Origin of the sequence: Sphingomonas hengshuiensis (assembly GCF_000935025.1) — a bacterium.
Taxonomy (GTDB): domain Bacteria; phylum Pseudomonadota; class Alphaproteobacteria; order Sphingomonadales; family Sphingomonadaceae; genus Sphingomonas; species Sphingomonas hengshuiensis.
The window spans coordinates 63647-82680 of sequence record NZ_CP010836.1 but is presented as its reverse complement, the minus strand read 5'-3'; the positions used below and the strand labels follow the sequence as shown (position 1 = coordinate 82680).

Here is a 19034-nt window from a genome sequence, read left to right as displayed (position 1 = left end):
GTTCGGATCAGGCGAGGTGGAGGCCGGCGACGAGCAGGTCGATCGCCTTGATTCCGACGAACGGCGCGATCAGCCCGCCCAGGCCATAGACCGCGAGGTTGCGCGCCAGCAGCGCGCCCGCGCCCATCGGGCGATAGGCCACGCCCTTCAGCGCCAACGGCACCAGGCATGGGATGATCAGCGCGTTAAAGATGATCGCCGACAGGATCGCGCTCTGCGGCGATGCCAGCCCCATCACGTTGAGTACGCCCAGCCCCGGATAGAGCGTGACGAACATCGCCGGGATGATCGCGAAATACTTCGCAACGTCGTTGGCAACCGAGAAGGTCGTCAGCGCGCCGCGGGTCATCAGCAATTGCTTGCCCAGCCCGACGATCTCGATCAGCTTCGTGGGATCGCTGTCGAGGTCAACCATGTTGCCCGCCTCGCGCGCCGCCTGGGTGCCGGTGTTCATCGCCACGCCGACATCGGCCTGGGCCAGTGCTGGCGCATCGTTAGTGCCGTCGCCGCACATCGCGACCAGCCGTCCGCCCTGCTGTTCCTTGCGGATCAGCGCCAGCTTGTCCTCGGGCGTCGCCTCGGCGAGGAAATCGTCGACCCCCGCCTCGGCGGCGATCGCGGCGGCAGTCAGCGGATTGTCGCCGGTGATCATCACGGTGCGGATGCCCATGCGGCGCAGTTCGACGAAACGTTCGCGCACGCCCGCTTTCACGACATCCTTGAGCGCGATGACGCCCAGCAGCCGGCCATCCTGCGCCACCGCCAGCGGCGTCTGGCCCGAACGCGCGATCTCGTCGGTGATCCGGCGCAATTCGGTTGCCGCCGCGCTCGTCCCTGCGCCCGGATTGGCGCGCAGCACCGCATCGACGGCACCTTTCTGGATCAGGCTGCCGCCGGTGCGGACGCCCGAAATGCGAGTCTGCGCGGTAAAGGCGATGATCTCGGCATCGGCGGGAAGGCTGCGCGTCGCGACCGCGTAGCGGCCCTGCGCCAGCGTCACCACCGAACGCCCCTCGGGCGTCTCGTCGGCGAGGCTCGCCAGCAGCGCCGCCTCGGCAAGGTCATCGCCGCTGACGCCCGACAGCGTGCGGAACTCGCTCGCGGCGCGGTCGCCGATCGTGATCGTGCCGGTCTTGTCGAGCAGCAGCACGTCGATATCCCCCGCCGCCTCGACCGCGCGGCCCGACTTGGCGAGCACGTTGAAGCGGACCAGCCGGTCCATCCCGGCAATGCCGATCGCAGAGAGGAGCGCGGCGATCGTCGTCGGGATCAGCGTGATGAGCAGCGCCGCGAGGATCGCCACGGGAATCGCGCCCCCGGCATAGGCGGCAAAGCCGGGGATCGTCCCGACCGCGATCAGGAAGATGATCGTAAGCCCGACCAGCAGGATCGTCAGCGCGATCTCGTTCGGCGTCTTTTGCCGCTCGGCGCCTTCGACCAAGGCGATCATCCGGTCGAGAAAGCCTTCGCCCGGCTCCTGCGTCACGCGCACCTTGATCCAGTCGGAGATGACGCGCGTGCCCGCCGTCACCGCCGAACGATCCCCGCCGCCTTCGCGGATCACCGGCGCGCTTTCGCCGGTGATCGCGGCTTCGTTGACCGATGCGACGCCCTCGATCACTTCGCCGTCGGCGGGGATCAGGTCGCCGGTCCGGACCATCACCACCTGCCCCTTGCGCAGCTGGGTCGCGGGGACGACGCTACCGTCGGGCAGCGTGGCCTTCAGCTCGCTCTTGGCCGCGCGCAGCGACGCCGCCTGTGCGCGCCCCCGCCCCTCGGCCAGCGCCTCGGCAAAGGTGCCGAACAGCACCGTCAGCCATAGCCACACGATCAACTGGAGCTGGAACGGAATCGAGAGCCCGTCGCCGCCGAGGAACACCAGCACGGTCAGAAGCGCCGCGACCACGGCAGTCGTGAAGAGCACGGGGTTCTTCACCAGCTGGCGCGGGGCGAGCTTCCTGAAAGCGTCGCCGATCGCCGGCGCGACGAGCTTGGCGGAAAACATCGAGGATGCGTTTGTCATGACAAATGCCTTCAGAAGAGCTGGCCGCGAACCATCGCGACATGATCGGCGATCGGTCCAAGCGCGAGGCCGGGGAGGAAGGTGAGCCCGCCCACGATCAGGATGATGCCCACCAGCAACCCGATCCAAAGCGGCCCGGTGGTCGGGAACGAACCCGCCGATTCAGGGTGAGTCGTCTTGGCCGCGAGGCTGCCCGCCACCGCGAGCACCGGAACGATGATGAAGAACCGCCCGATCCACATCGCGACCGCCAGCAACCCGTTATAAAAGGGCGTACCCGAACTGATCCCCGCAAAGGCCGAGCCGTTGTTCGCCGCCGCCGACGAGAAGGCATAGAGAATCTCGGTAAACCCATGCGGCCCCTTGTTGAGCGGCCCGGCCAGCCCCTGCGGCAGCACCGATGCCAGCGCGGTGAAGCCCAGGATGCACAAAGGCAGCGCGGCGATGGCGAGCACTGCGAGCTTGACCTCGCGCGCCTCGATCTTCTTGCCCACATATTCGGGGGTGCGGCCCACCATCAGCCCGGCGACGAACACCGCGAGGATCGCGAACAGCAGGAAGCCATAGATGCCCGCGCCGACGCCGCCGACCACGACTTCGCCCAGCTGCATGTTGAACAGCGGGATCATCCCGCCCAGGGCGGTGAAGCTGTCGTGCATCGCATTGACTGCGCCGCACGACGCCGCGGTGGTGACGACCGAGAACAGCGCCGACCCGGCGATGCCGAAGCGGACCTCCTTGCCCTCCATATTGCCGCCCGCGACGCCCAGATGGTGGAGCACCGGGTTGCCCGCGGCTTCCTGCCAATAGGTCACGGCCACGCCGGCGACGAACAGCACCAGCATCGCCGACAGGATCGCCCAGCCCTGGCGCGGATTGCCCACCGCCCGGCCGAAGGTGTTGGTCAGCCCGACGCCGAGCACGAAGATCGACAGCATCTGGACGAAGTTCGTGATCGCGTTCGGGTTTTCGAACGGGTGCGCCGAATTGGCGTTGAAGAAGCCGCCGCCATTGGTGCCCAGCATCTTGATCGCTTCCTGGCTGGCCACCGGGCCCAGCGCGATCGTCTGGCGCGCGCCCTCCAGCGTGGTCGCGTCCGCGCTCCACGCAAAGGTCTGCGGCACCCCGCTCCAGATCAGGTACAGCGCATAGACGATGCTGACCGGCAGCAGCAGGTACAGCGTGACGCGCGTGACATCGGCCCAGAAATTGCCGACGCCGCTCGCCTGCCGCCGCGCGAAACCGCGGAACAGCGCGAAGGCAACGGCAATGCCAGTCGCGGCGCTCAGGAAATTATGGATCACCAGCCCGAACATCTGGCTGAAGTTCGACAGCGCGACTTCGCCCGAATACCATTGCCAGTTGGTGTTGGTGGTGAAGCTGATCGCGACATTCATCGCGCCGTCGGCGCCAAGCCCCGCCAGCCCGCGCGGGTTCATCGGCAGCACGCCCTGGAGGCGCAACACCGCATAGGTGAACAGCAGCAGCGCGAGCTGGAACACCAGCAGGTGCACGGCATAGCGACGCCAGCCCTGCTCGGCAGTCGGGTCGATCCCGGCAAGACGGTAAAAGCCGCGCTCGACGGGGCCGAGAACGCGGTGGAGCGGCGTGGTGCGTCCCTCGTACAGCGCGAACAGCCAGCCGCCGACGGGCCTGGCAAGCGCGACGAGGATCGCGACGAACATGGCGATCATCGCCCATCCGGCAAAAGTCATGGTCGGGTCCGATCAGAAATTTTCGGGCCGGACGAGCACGGCCACGAGATAGACGAGAAGGCCGAGCGCAGTCAGCCCGGCGAGCGCGAGGGACAGAGTCATGGGAGGGTCCTCATGCCTGGTCGCACAGGCGGATATAGGCGAAGGTCAGCAGGGCGAGCCCCGCCAGCACCGCCAGCCACAGGAGATCGGTCACGTCAGGCTCCTTTGTTCGTGAGGGACGAAACGGGCGTGGCGCGGGGGAACGGGGACACGGGCGAACAGCCCCCGCCCCTCGACCAGCAGCGCCCAGCCGAAGGACCAGCCGAGAACCGCACTGGCGGCACCCGCCACTTCGCGGGCGGTCGGCGGATGGGCGGGGGCGTGCTGCACGGCGCGGCACAGCCACAGGCTGGTCGTCGCACAGAATGCAAGCAGCGCGATCCCGGCACCGCGCAACGCAGCGTCGACCGCGCTCAGGCGCCGGGATGGTTCGAGAGGGCCTGCGATAGCCGGCATTGCGCGCACTCCTTCGGGTTTCGAAGGCGCGATGTGGTGCAAAGCCGGGTTAAGGTTCCACGGGGAAGGTCAGCGCCGGCATAAAGGAAGCGTAAAGCCGCGCGGGATGTGATCCGGGCACATCAGTGTTCAGCCGGTGCTAAAGGGAAACTCCGCGTCAGGGTCTTGGCCGCTCAAAAGGTGGCCTTACGCCCAAGATCCATCTCCGCATCAATGCGCTCGGCTTGCCCATGGCAGTCGCCCTCACCGGCGCGGAGGTCTCTGACTTCAAGGGTGTGCCAAGGCAATTACGCCTTCCCGCATCCGCCTGCGAACACCAGCGCCGTCGCTCTCCATTGCAGAAGCTTATGCCCGAGAGAACCCTGCGTCCACCGGCATCACTTTATGGGTTCACCACCTATGTATTTATGGTACCAGCCAACGGACTCCCGATTTGAGGCGACGCGCAACCGTAGCTGGATAGGTGATGTCCGGAATCCTTCAGGCGATAGCCAGATCGCCTGGGTCTGCTTGTCACCGTCCCGGGGCAGCAGTAAGCAGACTCTACGCCTGCGGGCTAGAAAAGCTCCGTGGGATCGACAGCGAGGTGAGAAGAAAAATGCCCGAGACCGCTTCGAGGGATACACGGCTTGACATAGTTACGGTTGTATTTACGGACGAAGAACCATTGTTGGCCCTTCAAGCTAGGTCAATCGCCCGGTTCGTTCCGAAGGATCTAATCGGAAGCATAGTCATATTTATAAATGAGTATGATTCGGGTCAGCTAGAGAACTCGATTCTGAAGTCCGTTGTTCCACTTTATGGCAGCTTGGCCGACAAGGTTATTATCAAGACCGTTAGGGATATCAGCGAATATAAAGCCACAGTTGGATGGCTTTCTCAGCAGGCGTGTAAGCTAGAAGCTGCACGTTTTGTCGAATCGACGTACTACCTTACTCTCGACGCGAAACATCATATTGTATCGCCGATCGATGTTATTGATCTCTTCGATGATCATGGCAGGCCAATCAAGCCATTCGTTGAGGCCCGACCAGATCAGGCTCCGTGGCTGGAAGATAGCTTAAGATATTTTGATGCCAACCCTGCCGCTGCTTCCGAACGATCTCCCGCTAGCGCCCCGCCTTTTATTATGCATGCATGCACCGTCAGGGAGATGGTTCAGGAAATCACAGCGAGGGAGGGCATGGATCTCGTTAAGTTTTTCGACACGAAGAGCGATCGTAGTACCGAATTTACCCTTTACTATGCGCGGTTGGTCGCAAATCAAACACAATCCATGCACTTAGTCGATGGTCCGAACGGATTATTTACTATGCGCATCGGAACTACCGAGCAACGTCGTGCGGCGCTGAGGCGTGGGCTAAAGGGCGATTCCCGCTTTTGGTGTTTCGGCATCCACCGCAAACATCTAATCGCACTACCTCCGGAGGATAGAGAGCTAACTCTCGCAGTGTGGATGAAGCACGGCCTCTTCGACTCGCTGACAGAAGCAACCAGCGCGCTTGATAAACTGGAAAGGCACTTCAACGCTCTAGCTGATCAGGAAAGGGCGAGGTTTGAGGTGGCTAGACTGCACCGAAAACGCCTCAAACCTCGCCCAGTCTAAATTACTTCAAAATGGGGCGCTCGGGCATCTTGCGAGTAGGAAAATGCTGCGCATGCTCCGGATGCCTCGTAAGAAATTTTTTTACGTCGCTGCTGACCTTACCGCTTACGCGGCTCAGGTCTAGGTACATGTGCATTAGGCTATCAAAAGCAACGAACGCTTCATCACGCATAGTTTCGCGCAGCGCCTCGTTTCCTTTCCGAATAAAATAATGATCATTGTATATATGAAGAGCCCTTTCGTACCCGCGCCCCGCCAAGAAATCTGTACATTCTAGATCGTTCTGCTTTGTCAAAATCTCGACTTGCAAAACGCAGTCGTTTGCTTCGAGAAGCTGCCGCGCACCTTCCAGTACCTGCACCTCATGGCCCTCGACGTCGAGCTTAATCGCTATACGCTGCCCGTTCATCTGAAAGATTGAGTCGATCTTTGCCGCTGGGACCGTCACGGTGGGTATTTCGCCTCCCACGTTGTCGCTTTCTACAATCGCGTTAACTCCGGAAAGCGCCTCTAGGTCAGAGAATTTTACCTCACCATCGAAGTTTGTTAGCGCAATCTCGTGGGCGCGAATCTCACTGAACCCTTGAAGATCAAAGTTAGTGCGCATTTCTTTAAAGGACGCGGGGGAGGCCTCGAACGCATGTACTTCTTCGATATTCGAGAATTTCTGAATGACTGATGAATATATACCTACGTTGGCGCCGATATCCAAAAATATATTAGATTTATGCTGAGCGATTGTTGCTAATATCATTCTTATCTGGGGAATCTCTCTCCTAAGCAGAATTCCAATCCGAGGCTTCGTCGCCTTTGAAAAAACTCCAAGTTCATTTTGGAATGTGGCAATTTTCATTAATCGTCCCCTTCTCGGTGCCATTTATCTTGTTTTGCCGTCACTGAATTTAAACTTGGAAGATGTTAGATCATTAGTCTGTCACGCAGAGCGCTATGCGCTACACGTATGACTGCGGTTCGCTCGCTCGTTGTATTCGGGTGATCATCGTTTTCGGTCGACGTCCTCAAAACTGAGATAACACCTAGCCAGTCAAGAAGGCGTTCGCGCTTGTTGCCGCAGAGCAGCGCCGTTCTTGCGTCGATAGGGCCTGCGGCCTGCCGTCCGGTCCTGGACCAACCAGTCGGATCAACCACCAGAGAGTCCGCCCTGTTCGTTGACCTGAGTAAAGAGGATTTGACGAGTGCGTACAGACGCAAGGGCTTATCTCGGCGGCGGCGTGTCAACCGCCGATTGCCGGCAATAACGACCACGAGACTCCACCACCCGAACGAATCCGGTGCGGCCCGGCGGTCGCGGCAATAAGCCGCGACCGCCGAGCCGTCACTTCACGCCGCTACTTCAGCGCGCACCTTTTGTGCGATCTTGCGCCACGCGCGCAGCAAATGGCTTTCGCCGCTGCCGGGAAGCGCCGCATCGAGGATCTGACGATGGTACCGCGTCTCGATGTCTTCCAACGCCCGAACCGCCTCCCGCTGCCCTTGCTCCTTTGTGATAATCGGAATTTTTGACAGTTCCACGAGGAGCTTCCGATCGGGAACCACCGTTCGTGCTGCGGCCTGATCAATGAGGGCGCAGCGCTCGTACGACGAAAGCTTGGCGATCGGATCGCCGGAAAAGGCACGCTTCGGAAGCGCTTTCTTAAACCGGAAAACCGCCGCTGCACCCGATTCACCCAGAAACTCGAAATAATCGGCAAAATACTCCTGCCGGATCTTAACAAAGGGCAACCCTTCGAAAAAATACTCCTGGAATACAATGATAGTTTTGCCTGAGATGAAATGGGGAACAAACTTGTCGAAGACACTCGCGTCGATTTCAGCGTTCTTCAGCACATGCCAATATGCTATTTCGATAGGCCCCGGAACCTCGGCATCCAATATGTCGCCCGGATGGAACTCTATATACTCGCTATACTCTTTCGTCAGTTCCTGCACCACAGGAAGAAAGTCGTCGCCTTTTTCGAGCGCAACATCACCAATCTTCGCCAGCGTCGAACTACGCTGCAGATGCTTGATCAAAGATTCCTGCACTTGGAAGCGATCATAAGAATGAATCGTTTTGCCGTCGGGCAGCTTTACCCGTATGTTGTCGGCAAGACCCTTGGCCAGGCTGAACGTCGAACCGCCAAGATACACGCCGCCATCGACGATGTAGCCTTCCCCAGTATATACTTTCGCGGCCAGCGTATACAAAAGCATCTTTTCATTTGCAGACATCAACGACGGATAATTTTGCAGTTCTTTGTCGACCTTTTCGCGAAGAAAATGGTCAAGCTCCGGCACCACAATCTGCTTCATAAAAACCCCCTAATCTGAAATATCGCCGGGATTTAATCGCCTATTACGCGAGAGCCAACTCCCAGCAAATTTAGTCTCGAAGAATGCGCTTCGTATCCGAAATTTTTACAAACGAAATCATAGCCCTTTTTGCTTAAGTGCTTAAACCTCTCCAAATCTTTATATAAATTAATTGCGACAGCTTTAACTTCTGCCGGCGAACAGTAAATCACGCTATCCTGGAACAGCGGCCGAAAGCTTGGGGGCAGGATGGCAACGCACCCCGCCGCCATCGCCTCGATCACAGTTCGCCCGAACGCCTCGATACGTGCTGGATGGTGATGGAACACAAAAAAGTCGATAGTTTCAAGATATTTCGGTACTCTTACAGAATTGAATTCCAGCACCGTCCAGTTGTCAGGGACCTGCTCTCCGATCAACGGCTTCAACGATGCCGCACCGCCCAGAATCCTGACTGCGAAATCGGGGGTATCTGGATACGCCTGAAAGACAGCTTCCCGCGTCTCGGGCCATTTTGAGTAATCGTCACGGCCGTGACGCCCGAGCACCGGGCGATCGCCTACGAACCCGCTACGAGGGCCCGAATACTCGCTGACGTCAACGATGTTCACCCAATCGCTTTCGGTCAGGAGACCAATTGCGCTGGCAGGATCTATTGCGTCTCTCACCGCTGGACCGATCGGCGCCCATTTCTGCTGGCGGCCGAAGATGCGGTCGATATTGGCGCGACAATCCTCGACATCGTAGCGGCGGTCCAGCGAGTTTGCCTCGGCGGGCGGCTGATTGAGGATGACCATAACCGTTTCCGGCTGGATACCGCTCTCCAGCCTATCCGCGAACTGAAAGACCCCGGGATAGCGAATCGTCAGCAGCTTGGTGTCCACCTGCTCGCTCAGATCGATCCATTCCACCAAGCCCGCAGACACGGCCTCCTGAACCTTGGAATCGATAAACTCCTTGTGAAAGAAGCCTTTACGAAACGCCCCTACCTGGCAGATCGCGGTTCGCAGCCCCCCCTTGTTCTGCGCAAGAATTTCCTCAAGCGTGGACATGGTATTGCCCCCGCCCATGCGAAAATCGCTGATCATTACGACATCGAACTGCTCCCGATGCCCCTCCGGCTTGGGCTCGGGACGATTCGGCCTGATGCCTGGCGGGACCTCGAAACGTCGGGGCAAGGTCTCCAGCGGCAGATACGGGTCGTCCGAACCCTCTGCAATCCGGTCATGCCATGCGCGCCACGCGCTGCGATAGAAGCGGCGCTCGGGTGAAAACCAGCCGCGACCGAGGGTATTCGCGGTAAGCGCCCCGTCGTGAACCAGGCCGAATGCCAGCGGCACTTCAGACGCCTCGACAACGGACTTGCCGAATACGGTCTCGATCCTGTGCTTCATCTCTGAATCGGCGCCGGTTCGCACCGAGTCGTAGAAGCCGACCCGGTCGCGGATCGCGTCACGCCGATAGAGTAGTGAGGACGGATTCTCATACGATAAGAACCCGCTTCCGCTAAACAGAAGAAATTCGAGATCCAGCGACGCACGCACCCATTGCGACGAGCAAGCCGGCGCATCAGAGCGCGCCAGCGTTTCCATCTGATGCTCGATCTTGCGCGGATGCGACCAGTCGTCGGAATCGTGGCAGGTTATAAACTCGCCGTCCGCGACCGCGAGCCCCTGATTCTTCGCGACATAAGTGCCGCCGTTGACCGATTGCCGCAAAACCTTGATGCGAGGGTCACGTTCTTCCCACGCCTTGACGGTGGTGAAGAGATCGTCCGCGCTACAGTCGTCGATTATTATGAGTTCAAGATTGCGCCAGCTTTGTGCCAGCACGGAATTAACGGCCACCGACATGTCAACGGTCGGGTTGTAGGTGGTCATTAGAACGGTTACTTTGGGGCCGTCATTGATATAATGATCCAGCGGACCCGCATGGAGGCCTGAAAAAGGATTGGCCGACTCCCGTCGCCGGACGGGTTCCATTCCATATTTGCGATAAAGCAGGTTGAGCGGTTGAAGATGCTCAAAAGAATTGGCGCCGCCCATTGCATCCTGCCGAGTGTACGCGCGCAAGATATTGGAAAAGAGCAGCGCCGCCTCTAGCGGATTATCCTGTTCTAACTTGGACTGCTCCAAAAGTCCCGACGCCGCATCTATTTCGCCGCGAGCAAGCTTCAATATACAGAACTGTATATAGTCGATCGCGCGCAGCGCCTGCGGCGCGATCGCGTGCAGGGCCTGGTATATCTCGAGGGCGTCGGTAGCATCGCGCTCAGACAACCCTTGATTTGCAACGATGCGCGCAAGAGAGGCCATGCAGCGCGCGCGATGTGCGTCGAAACCCAACAGCGTCGCCGCTGCGCGCGCACTCGAATAGCCTCGGATCGTGCGGCAAAAATCTACCAGCGCGTCATAGGCCATTATACCTTCACTTGCCGTCCGCGCCAGCAATTCGCGCGTGCGCCATGACCGCTCTCGCAGAGCAACGCGCTCCAGGGCATTCGACTGCGATCGGAAGGTCGGCAGATAGTCGTTGAAACAGGCCTCGGTTCGCAAATACACCGGAAAGCTGTTTTCAATGGGTTCGGGTGCGGGTTTGGCAGGTGCATCAGCCTTGGATGCACGACCCGCCGTTTCCGCTTTGGCCGCCGGCTTGCCGGACCGTTTGGCCTCCGGGGGGGGCGCTACCACTTCCGGGGTTGGCAAATTGATCGGGCCCGTGCGGGACGACCGCAACGCAGACATGTACAACTCGACGCGCGTGCCCGCGTCGGCTTCGAGCTCGGCAAGGTCGGAGACCTCTCCGCGCCCAATCTGCCAGAGGTTCTGAGAAATGTCGGGACGAAGCTTGCGCAGCCAGCGCGCTACCTGATGCAGCGGCTCCTTGGCCTTGAAAGGCGCCGTATCAACATCCGCTTGCAACCGCAGAAGACGCAGCATTGCGACGCAATCGGCGATGAGGCGGATCGCAAGCCTTCGGGCCTCCTGGCCAGTTTCGGCCGGCTTTATCGACTCCGCATCTTCCAGCACGAACTCAAGATCGTCGATGTCCGGATCCAAGTAGCGCGCTACCGCCCGCTCCAGGCCGCCGGCGAGGAGCATGGCCTCCACTTGCTTAACATCCGCAGCGACGACGCGAACAATATGATCGAACGCGCCAAATTTTTCTTCCCGGAAGGAACGGGAAAGCAACCGCCGCAGCACAACGCGCTCGGCGATCAGTACCCTCAAGCCATTGCTGCGCACTTGTCGTTCAACAAGCATTCAATCCTTCCCCCCAAATTTACCCGTCGATAGCAAACATAGAATTACTTGAGAGCGCAGCCACCCGTGGACCTTACGCGGGCCGACTGGCTCGACGGAGTTGCACGACCTAGCAAGCAAATTAGCAACGAATGGACGGTTTGCAGGTAGAGCGCGTCAACGGCCCGGGCACTGCGGAAAGAGGATGCATGCTATTGCTTCAATTCATCGGGCGCAGGAGCGCTTGCGAAAATCGAAGCGGATGGCGCCTCCTTGTAAAATCCGGAGCGATTGCGGCCAAGTACCGCGCAACGGACATCCCGGGCCACACCTGACCGCAGACAATCACGAGAAAATCTCGCGAAACCCTGCTGCCCGATCGAGGCATGCGTTAGCGATATTGGAACGTCTATGCGTTGTATTTCCTGCCAGTGTCGTGGGCATTTTAGCGGGATGGAAAAACACAACCTTCATGTTGGCGGCAATCTCCTTGTCAACCAAACTAAAATGGCCGGGAGGTACAATAAGACGTCTCGGACCGCGAAGTCCGGTCAATCTGCTATGAACGCCAGCATGCGTATGGCGACCCCGACTCCTTGTGCTGCCCTTGCCTGAAACATGGTGCGCCTCTTCGCTGATACCCACTTTGGCGGATGTAGGCAATGCGGTGGCGCCGGAATTCTGGACGAAATGGCAAGAGACTGCGCGGCCAAGACGCTGTTTGGAAATGCGCTGCGGCGCAAATTTCGCCACGCGCCCGCGCGAGTTGGAGCGAACTGCAGGGCCGTAAAACCACGATCCGCTGTGAGCCTTGCGTCAGAATGGCTTTCAGGGCATCCAAAAATCCCTTGGCGCGCGCGACGCCCCGCGAAACGTTCGGTTTGACAGTGGAGGGTGGAAGGAAAAGATGTTGCCTATACTTAATAGCGAAGCCTTATACCAAATCCCGTGAGGCTGGACTCATAGGGGATTGAACGAACCCGCTGACGGGGGATTGGCGTGAGTGTTTGGCCTGCATGGCCTCCTGATGGGAAGGTTTGGTTGCTGATACCAACCCGTGACCAGAAGACCATCCCATGGCTGAAGCCCCGGCAGCGGCGAGCCCGCTGCGTCGTCGCATGATCGACGACATGAGCTTGCGCAACCTGTCGCCCGCGACACAACGATCCTATCTTCATGCGGTAACGAAGTTCAGCCGTTATTTCGGCCGGTCGCCGGATCGGCTGGGGCTGGAGGATGTCCGCGCCTTCCAAGTCTATCTGGTGTCGCAGGGCATTTCCTGGCCGGCGCTGAACCAGGCAGTCTGCGCGCTACGCTTCTTCTACGGCGTGACACTCGACCGGGCGGAGATCCCGGAGCGGATCGTCTATGCGCGCACGCCGCGCAAGTTGCCCGATATCCTGAGCGCCGACGAGGTGGTGCGCTTCCTGGAAGCGGTGCCGTCGCTGAAGGCGCGCACCGCGCTGACGACCGCTTATGCTGCTGGATTGCGCGCCTCGGAGGCGGTGAGCCTCAAGGTGGCGGATATCGATAGCGACCGGATGCTGATCCAGGTCCGCCATGGCAAGGGCGCCAAGGATCGCACGATCATGCTGTCGCCGCAGCTGCTCGAGATCTTGCGGACCTATTGGCGACTGGCCCGCCCGGAGGGCTGGCTGTTTCCCGGGCGCGGCGACAAGCCGATCGACGTGCAGGTCCTTCACTCGGCCTGCCGTTCCGCGACCAAGGCGGCGGGCCTGGTCAAGCGGGTGAGCGTGCACACGCTACGCCACAGTTTTGCGACCCATCTGCTCGAAGGCCGCGTCGATATCCGGATCATCCAGGTGCTCTGGGGCACAACAGTCTGTCGACGACCGCGCGCTACACGCATGCGGCAACAAGCACGATCGTGGGGACGCAGAGCCCCTTCGATCGCCTGACGCTGGAGTTGGTGCCGCCCGCCTGAGCCGGTCCGTTGCGTTCCGATCTGGAGGTGGCGGATATCTTCCGCCGCTATGGTCCCGCTTATCGTCATGCTCACGACGGTCATCTCGGCCGCGTGGACCGCCGCGTCATGTCCGCGATCGAGCTCTGCCGGACAGCAGCGCTCGGGAGGCATCTCGAGGCTTGTGAAGACTGCGCGCATGCCCGTGTCGCTTACAACTCCTGTCGCAACCGGCATTGCCCCAAGTGCCAGAGCGCGACGCGCGAGCGGTGGCTCGCCGACCGCCAGGCCGATCTGCTGCCGGTACCTTACTTCCACGTCGTGTTCACGGTGCCGGCCGAAGTCGCCGAGATCGCCTTCCACAACAAGGCGGTCGTCTATGCGATCCTGTTCGACGCGGTCGCCGCGACGCTCAAGATCATTGCCGCCGATCCCAGGCACCTCGGCGGCGCGATCGGCTTCCTCGCCATTCTTCACACCTGGGGCCAGGCGCTAACCCATCATCCCCACATCCATTGCCTCGTCCCCGGCGGAGCGCTTTCTGCCGATGGGCGCTGGCTCGACTGCCGGCCCCGTTTCTTCCTGCCCATCCATGTCCTCTCCCGCCTGTTCCGGCGGCTGTTCCTCGAGCGGCTTCACGCGGCCCACGCGGTCGGCCAACTGCGCTTTTCCGGTACGTTGACCGAGCTTGGGGATGACGATGGCTTCACCGCGGCGATCCGGCGGCTTCGTCGCAAGAACTGGGTCGTCTATGCCAAGCCGCCGTTCGGCTCGCCCGTACATGTCCTCGCCTATCTCGGCCGCTATACCCACCGGGTCGCCATCGCCAACAGCCGCCTGGTCAGCGCCGATGAGGCCAGCGTGACCTTCCGCTGGCGCGATTACCGCCGCCGCAACGCGCCCGGCGATCATCCGGCAGCTTCTGGCGGCGATGAAGTCGCCTTCGACCGCGGCAGCCAGCGAAGTCACCAGGTCGCTCCCACGTTTTGACCCAACCGTCTGTCCCTGCTGTCGCGGCATTTTACGCATCACCGCCACGCTGCCGCGATGGCGGACCCGGCCACCTCGGCCGCCGCCTGATACGTCGTGAGCACACGCTTCGATCCGAACATCGATCCTGACGGCGTCGCGACATCAGCGTCGACCGACGTAATGATGCCCCGTGTCCAATATCTTGCCGACATGTCCGCCGAGCCGGCGTCGATCTCGCAATCCAACCCAAAAAGCCGATCCGTGCATCGATCTCCCCGGCTAACACCGGTGGTTTGGCGTCGCCGCCACCGACGCGAGCGCTCCGCGTCGCCCGAAGCCAGTCGCCAGGAACCGGCGTCGCGACACTAATCCCATAGCGCGTGGCCGCGTCAGCGGGTTCGCTCAATCCGGCTTCAATGAGGTCGCGCACGCGCCAAGCCCGGCGTGCAGCGCCGCGCAACCTCACAGAACCCTCCAGATTCCCAAACGGCCAGACCTCCGATTCAATGATCGCGGGCCTGAGGGAGGTTGGCGATGGCATCGGCGGTGGCGCTTCGATCGGATTCGCAGCGGCCAAGATGCGGGCGCTGGCGTCGATTTACGAGTGCGGGACACGGAGCGAGGCGGCGCGCGTCGGCGGGGTGGGCTTCAGACGGGTCGCGATCGGGTATTGCGGTTCAACGCCGCCGGGCCTGACGGGCTGATCGACGCGGTGCCGCCTGGCGGCGTGCCACTGCTCGACGACGCGCAACGTCGCGCCTTGGTGCAGATCGCGAGAGTGGCCCGATCCCGGCATCGCACGGTGTCGTACGCTGGCGGCTGATCGATCTGGCAGTGGGTGTGGGACGCGTTCGCCATCAGCATCAGCAAGCAGACATTGAGCCGGGAGTTGCGCGCCATGGGGTACCGCAAGCTGTCGGCACGCCCGCGTCATCATGCGCAGGAGGATGACGCCATTGCGACGTTTGAAAAACTTCCCCGCCCAAGTGGCAGCGATCCGGGCAACGCTCCCGCGCGGCACACCGATAGAGCTTTGGTGGCAAGACGAGGCGCGGATCGGCCAGATCGCGCGGAACAGGGAATGATCCGGGGGATCATTCCCCCGCAAGACGGGATCACCCGTCGCTGGGCGCGTCGCGGAACCCGACCTTCGGCGCCGAAGGACCAACGCACGGCATCCGCCTATATCTACGGAGCGATCTGCCCGGCCGAGGGTAAGGGCGCTGCGCTCGTACTGCCACGATGCAACACCCAGGGCATGAACTTGCATCTGGCCGAAATCTCCGCCGCCGTCGCGCCGGGCGCGCACGCCATCCTGCTGCTCGACCAGGCGGAATGGCATGGTTCCGGCGCTCTCACCCCCCGGCCAACATCACCTTGCTGCCGCTGCCGTCGAAATGCCCCGAGCTCAGCCCCGTTGAGAATATCTGGCAGTTCATGCGCGAAAACTCGCTCTCCAACCGGATATTCAAGTCCTATGCCGACATCCTCGACCACTGCTGCTTCGCATGGAACCGTCTCGTCGAGCAGCCATGGCGCATCATGTCCATCGGCACGAGAGCATGGGCGCATGGGTGACCATCAGTGGGACTTGGTGTAATAACTTGCCAATCGATGTGGCATATTTGGGCCATCGCACGCATTCGGACTCGTCACGTATGCGAGCCCAATTTCTGGTACGAAGATTTTTCGGCCTTCACCGCTGCCTTGACTGCCTTCAAGAAACCCTGGTCGCTGTCCGCGGAGAATATAGCGGGCACATTGAGGCGAGCCGCTAGGCGATGAACTGCAGCAACCTTGCTTGAACCGCCTCCATCGAGCAATGATCTCGCACAAATGCAAGTCCGCGCTCAGCCTGGGCTTCATATACCGAACGATCGTCGCAAAGGCGCGCGACAACCTTCTCCACACTCCCATCCTCCGGGAAGAGGATCGCGTCGCCGAAGTTTTCGGTGAACACCGCGTCGCCGATCACGGGAACCCCATGCGCCATGGCCTCCATCATGTTGCGGCCGAACTCTTCGATGTACACTTCGTTATTGAAGTTGAGATAAATGTCCGCCGAACGCAGAAGATCGTCGGTCGGGATCGAGTCATTGGCGAACATGCGCCATGCGCTCGGGAGCTCGCCCAGAACCCCGGAAATCGTGCGGTCGCCGCCCAGAACCGAGAAATTCAGGTTCGCATCGGCCATGTAAAGACTGCGCGCCTGCTGGCGTAACGAGGGCCATTTCGTCCAGTGATCGCGCGTGTGCCGCGCGAAGGAGGGGGCCCCGCTTCGGATGCGGTGCAGTCGCGCCGCGGTCGGGAGCGGCGCGAAATCCGCCTCGCGGGCATAGGGCGGAAACCAGATCTCCGGGGAAAGCTTCACGACGTCGGCATATTCGGCGAGATAGCGCCTGGTCAGCGGCGAAGTCGCGATCCACTCGATCTCGCTGACGTTGAAGAGCCTCCTTAGCGAGCGATCGACCGACTGGGGATCGTAGAGAGATGCCTCTCGTTCTATGGTTTCGAAAGGAAGCTGGTTCACGAGGAGCGCCACCCGTTCGCCTTGCACTTTGGGGAAGCGGTCCAGCATATGGACCGCGATAGCCGGATCGTGAACGATCACGCGCTTGGCGGCGATCGAATCCTCCCAGGTGACGATCTCGACATCCCCCTGCTGCTTGAGCAGCCGGTACGTGCGGTCGATATCCGCTGCGTGCCGCCGATCTGCGCGCGGCCAGTCGAACAACGCAACCCGCAGGCCGATGCTGCGCAGCGCCTTGATGTAATTGAGGTTGCACCCCCGGGTGCCGCCTGGGAGATTGAGTTCGGACACTATCAGGACGTCGAACGCGAGCACCTCGGACTTGAGCGCGGGGGGCAACAGGCTGTTCGGCGCCGGGAAGGGGTCCGAACGCGAGGTGCGGGGCGGCATCGCAAACGGGCGCAGCGGATCCTCGTCCGCAGCCGCGTTCCTCCGGAGTTCCGACCACAACTGGGATTGACGGCGATATTCCTTGCGTGAGCCGAAAGTGAGGCTCTTGAGGTTGGTCGTTTCCTGCTGCGTCAGAGAATTCTCGTGAAGCAAGAAGGAAGAATAGACCGTATCTGGATTGACGACCCCCTCCGCTTCCTTGCCATACAATTCGATAACGCGCCGCAAGAACTCGGAATCTGCGGCGGCCATCGTCGCGTCCCATCCGCCGAGCGCGCCGATGTCGCGCTTGCGCATCATGAAGCCAGCATAATTCTTCATGCAGAAATCGCTGTTATTGGAATGCAGGCGAAGCATGAAGCGAAGATCGCGCGTCACACGACAACCCATGGTCGTATTGATCTTGATAGACTCGTTGTTGACCAGATGTCGAACCTGGTGCTCGATCATCTGCGGATGGGACCAGTCGTCCGCATCGTGTGACGTCACGAATTCGCCGGTACATGCCTGAAACATGGCATTGCGATTGGCGTACGTGCCCTTGTTGGCGGGATTCTCGAACACGGTAACACGGGGGTCTTCCGCAGCGATCTCTGCGAGAATGCGCAGGCTATCGTCGGTACTGCAATCGTCGGTGACCAGTATTTCAAGGTTGCGCCACGTCTGATTCTGGATGCTCCCGATCGCGAGCCGAAGATACTCGGCGGCATTATATGTCGAAATAAGCACCGAGACCTTCGGGCCATCGTTGATCGGGCTTGCAGCAGTCGCCTGGAGCGAAAGGAACGGTTCGTCCGCATCGGCGATCCCTATCGGGGTCAGTCCACCATTGGCGAACATCCGGTTCAGGTCGGATAATTGCCCCTGACGGTCGCCAAGCGCATAACGGGCGTTGCCGCGACCGATGAGGAAATTGGGATTCGTCGGGTCTTCCGCGACATATTTGTCCAACCGGGCAAGCGCCGTTTCCGCATTCCCGATCCGGCAGAGGAGATCGGCTTCCAGAAGCCTGGGCCGAAGCCTCCGCATCAGCGAACGATCGGCCCGACGCGCCTGCGCCATCAGCCGGGAGGCATGGTGGGGTTTTCCCGCATCCGCACTGAGGCGCGCCAATTCGTAGGCAGCCGTCGCGCGCACTTGCGGCGCCACCCAGTTGCCGTTGGCCAGAGCCAGCAACTCGCTGCGTCCAGTTGCCGAATGCCCGCCCCACAGCTTTGCCACGGCGCGGGACACCGCGGCCGTGCCGTTCGAAATCAGCCGGGCCATATGTGGGTCGCCGGCCTCCTGTGCCTCCGCTTCCGCCTTGCGCGCATCGAGAAAGCGTCGCAGCCGCTTATTCTGCGAAACAAGCTTCTCGATTTGCTCCTTCAGTTCCGCAACCGCCGCGGTATCCACCGCCGCTGGCCCGGATGAATCCCGCGCGTGCTCGGCATCGTTGACCGCCTCGAGCGGCTCCTGTTTCACCGCCTTTGAAGCTTCGACCGCCTGCCGGAAGCTGCCAGGCTTGAATCGAAGCTCGGGGAACTGCGTCGCGACGAGTTCGACACCTTGTTCTTCCACCTTCGCCGCACCGATGGGGAGCGGAAAGGAGAAGCCGTGATGTACCGAGCCTAGTCCCCGCTCGGCCAGCTTTTCACGCGGTTCGCGCGCTATCGTCTTGCCCGCCAGTTCGCCTTGAAAGTATAATTCAACTTCGATCGGAAGGCCCGGCATTCCTGTGTTTGCTATCCATCCGCTAATACCATGCTTTGTCGAACCAAACCATCCGACGAGCTTGCCATTTGGATCGGACAAAGGAGACTCCTGATCTGCCGTTCGTAG

The 19034-nt window shown here is 60.7% G+C and carries 11 protein-coding genes and 3 pseudogenes; 5 read left to right on the top strand and 9 right to left on the bottom strand.

Annotated features, from left to right (window positions below):
- Positions 1–7: 7 nt before the first annotated feature.
- From kdpB to TS85_RS00350, 4 genes are all read right to left on the bottom strand, one after another.
- Positions 8–2023 (bottom strand): potassium-transporting ATPase subunit KdpB, encoded by a 2016-nt coding sequence (gene kdpB, locus TS85_RS00365; protein WP_044329704.1) that lies wholly within the window; start codon positions 2021–2023, stop codon positions 8–10.
- Between the two features lie 11 nt (positions 2024–2034).
- Positions 2035–3738, bottom strand: a complete 1704-nt coding sequence (gene kdpA, locus TS85_RS00360; protein ID WP_044329702.1) for a potassium-transporting ATPase subunit KdpA — start codon at positions 3736–3738, stop codon at positions 2035–2037.
- 12 nt (positions 3739–3750) lie between these two features.
- The gene (locus tag TS85_RS00355) at positions 3751–3840 is read right to left on the bottom strand and encodes a potassium-transporting ATPase subunit F (RefSeq protein ID WP_044329701.1); all 90 of its coding nucleotides are present in this window, start codon (positions 3838–3840) and stop codon (positions 3751–3753) included.
- A gap of 90 nt (positions 3841–3930) precedes the next feature.
- Complete coding sequence (locus tag TS85_RS00350) at positions 3931–4236, bottom strand: hypothetical protein (RefSeq protein ID WP_044329700.1); 306 nt, start codon at positions 4234–4236, stop codon at positions 3931–3933.
- A gap of 108 nt (positions 4237–4344) precedes the next feature.
- Between TS85_RS00350 and TS85_RS25950 the strand changes: the two are divergent.
- Together TS85_RS25950 and TS85_RS25095 are read left to right on the top strand one after the other, a co-directional pair.
- A pseudogene (locus TS85_RS25950) lies at positions 4345–4511 on the top strand (IS5/IS1182 family transposase); the annotation flags it as partial.
- A 191-nt stretch (positions 4512–4702) separates the two neighbouring features.
- On the top strand, positions 4703–5842 hold the full coding sequence (locus TS85_RS25095; RefSeq protein WP_155006253.1) for a DUF6492 family protein: 1140 nt from the start codon (positions 4703–4705) through the stop codon (positions 5840–5842).
- 1 nt (position 5843) lies between these two features.
- Here the strand turns inward: TS85_RS25095 and TS85_RS00340 are convergent, their stop codons facing one another.
- The 4 genes from TS85_RS00340 to TS85_RS25090 all read right to left on the bottom strand — a co-directional run bounded on the left by TS85_RS00340 (position 5844) and on the right by TS85_RS25090 (position 12150).
- Complete coding sequence (locus TS85_RS00340) at positions 5844–6695, bottom strand: FkbM family methyltransferase (RefSeq protein ID WP_162184675.1); 852 nt, start codon at positions 6693–6695, stop codon at positions 5844–5846.
- A 488-nt stretch (positions 6696–7183) separates the two neighbouring features.
- Positions 7184–8155: a hypothetical protein gene (locus TS85_RS00335; RefSeq protein WP_044329696.1), complete on the bottom strand. Its 972-nt coding sequence runs from the start codon at positions 8153–8155 to the stop codon at positions 7184–7186.
- A 32-nt stretch (positions 8156–8187) separates the two neighbouring features.
- A complete protein-coding gene (locus tag TS85_RS00330) occupies positions 8188–11418 on the bottom strand; it encodes a glycosyltransferase (protein ID WP_077228372.1) in 3231 nt (1076 codons plus the stop codon).
- A gap of 324 nt (positions 11419–11742) precedes the next feature.
- Complete coding sequence (locus TS85_RS25090; RefSeq protein WP_155006252.1) at positions 11743–12150, bottom strand: hypothetical protein; 408 nt, start codon at positions 12148–12150, stop codon at positions 11743–11745.
- Between the two features lie 323 nt (positions 12151–12473).
- Here TS85_RS25090 and TS85_RS00325 point away from each other — a divergent pair, with 323 nt between their 5' ends.
- The 3 genes and pseudogenes from TS85_RS00325 to TS85_RS24965 form a co-directional block, all read left to right on the top strand.
- Positions 12474–13316, top strand: coding sequence for a site-specific integrase (locus TS85_RS00325; RefSeq protein WP_320407131.1), 843 nt, complete (start codon positions 12474–12476; stop codon positions 13314–13316).
- A 35-nt stretch (positions 13317–13351) separates the two neighbouring features.
- A pseudogene (locus TS85_RS00320) lies at positions 13352–14411 on the top strand (IS91 family transposase).
- A gap of 457 nt (positions 14412–14868) precedes the next feature.
- A pseudogene (locus TS85_RS24965) lies at positions 14869–15871 on the top strand (IS630 family transposase); the annotation flags it as partial.
- A gap of 196 nt (positions 15872–16067) precedes the next feature.
- Here TS85_RS24965 and TS85_RS00300 read toward each other — a convergent pair.
- Positions 16068–19007, bottom strand: a complete 2940-nt coding sequence (locus tag TS85_RS00300; RefSeq protein WP_155006251.1) for a glycosyltransferase — start codon at positions 19005–19007, stop codon at positions 16068–16070.
- Positions 19008–19034 lie beyond the last annotated feature (27 nt).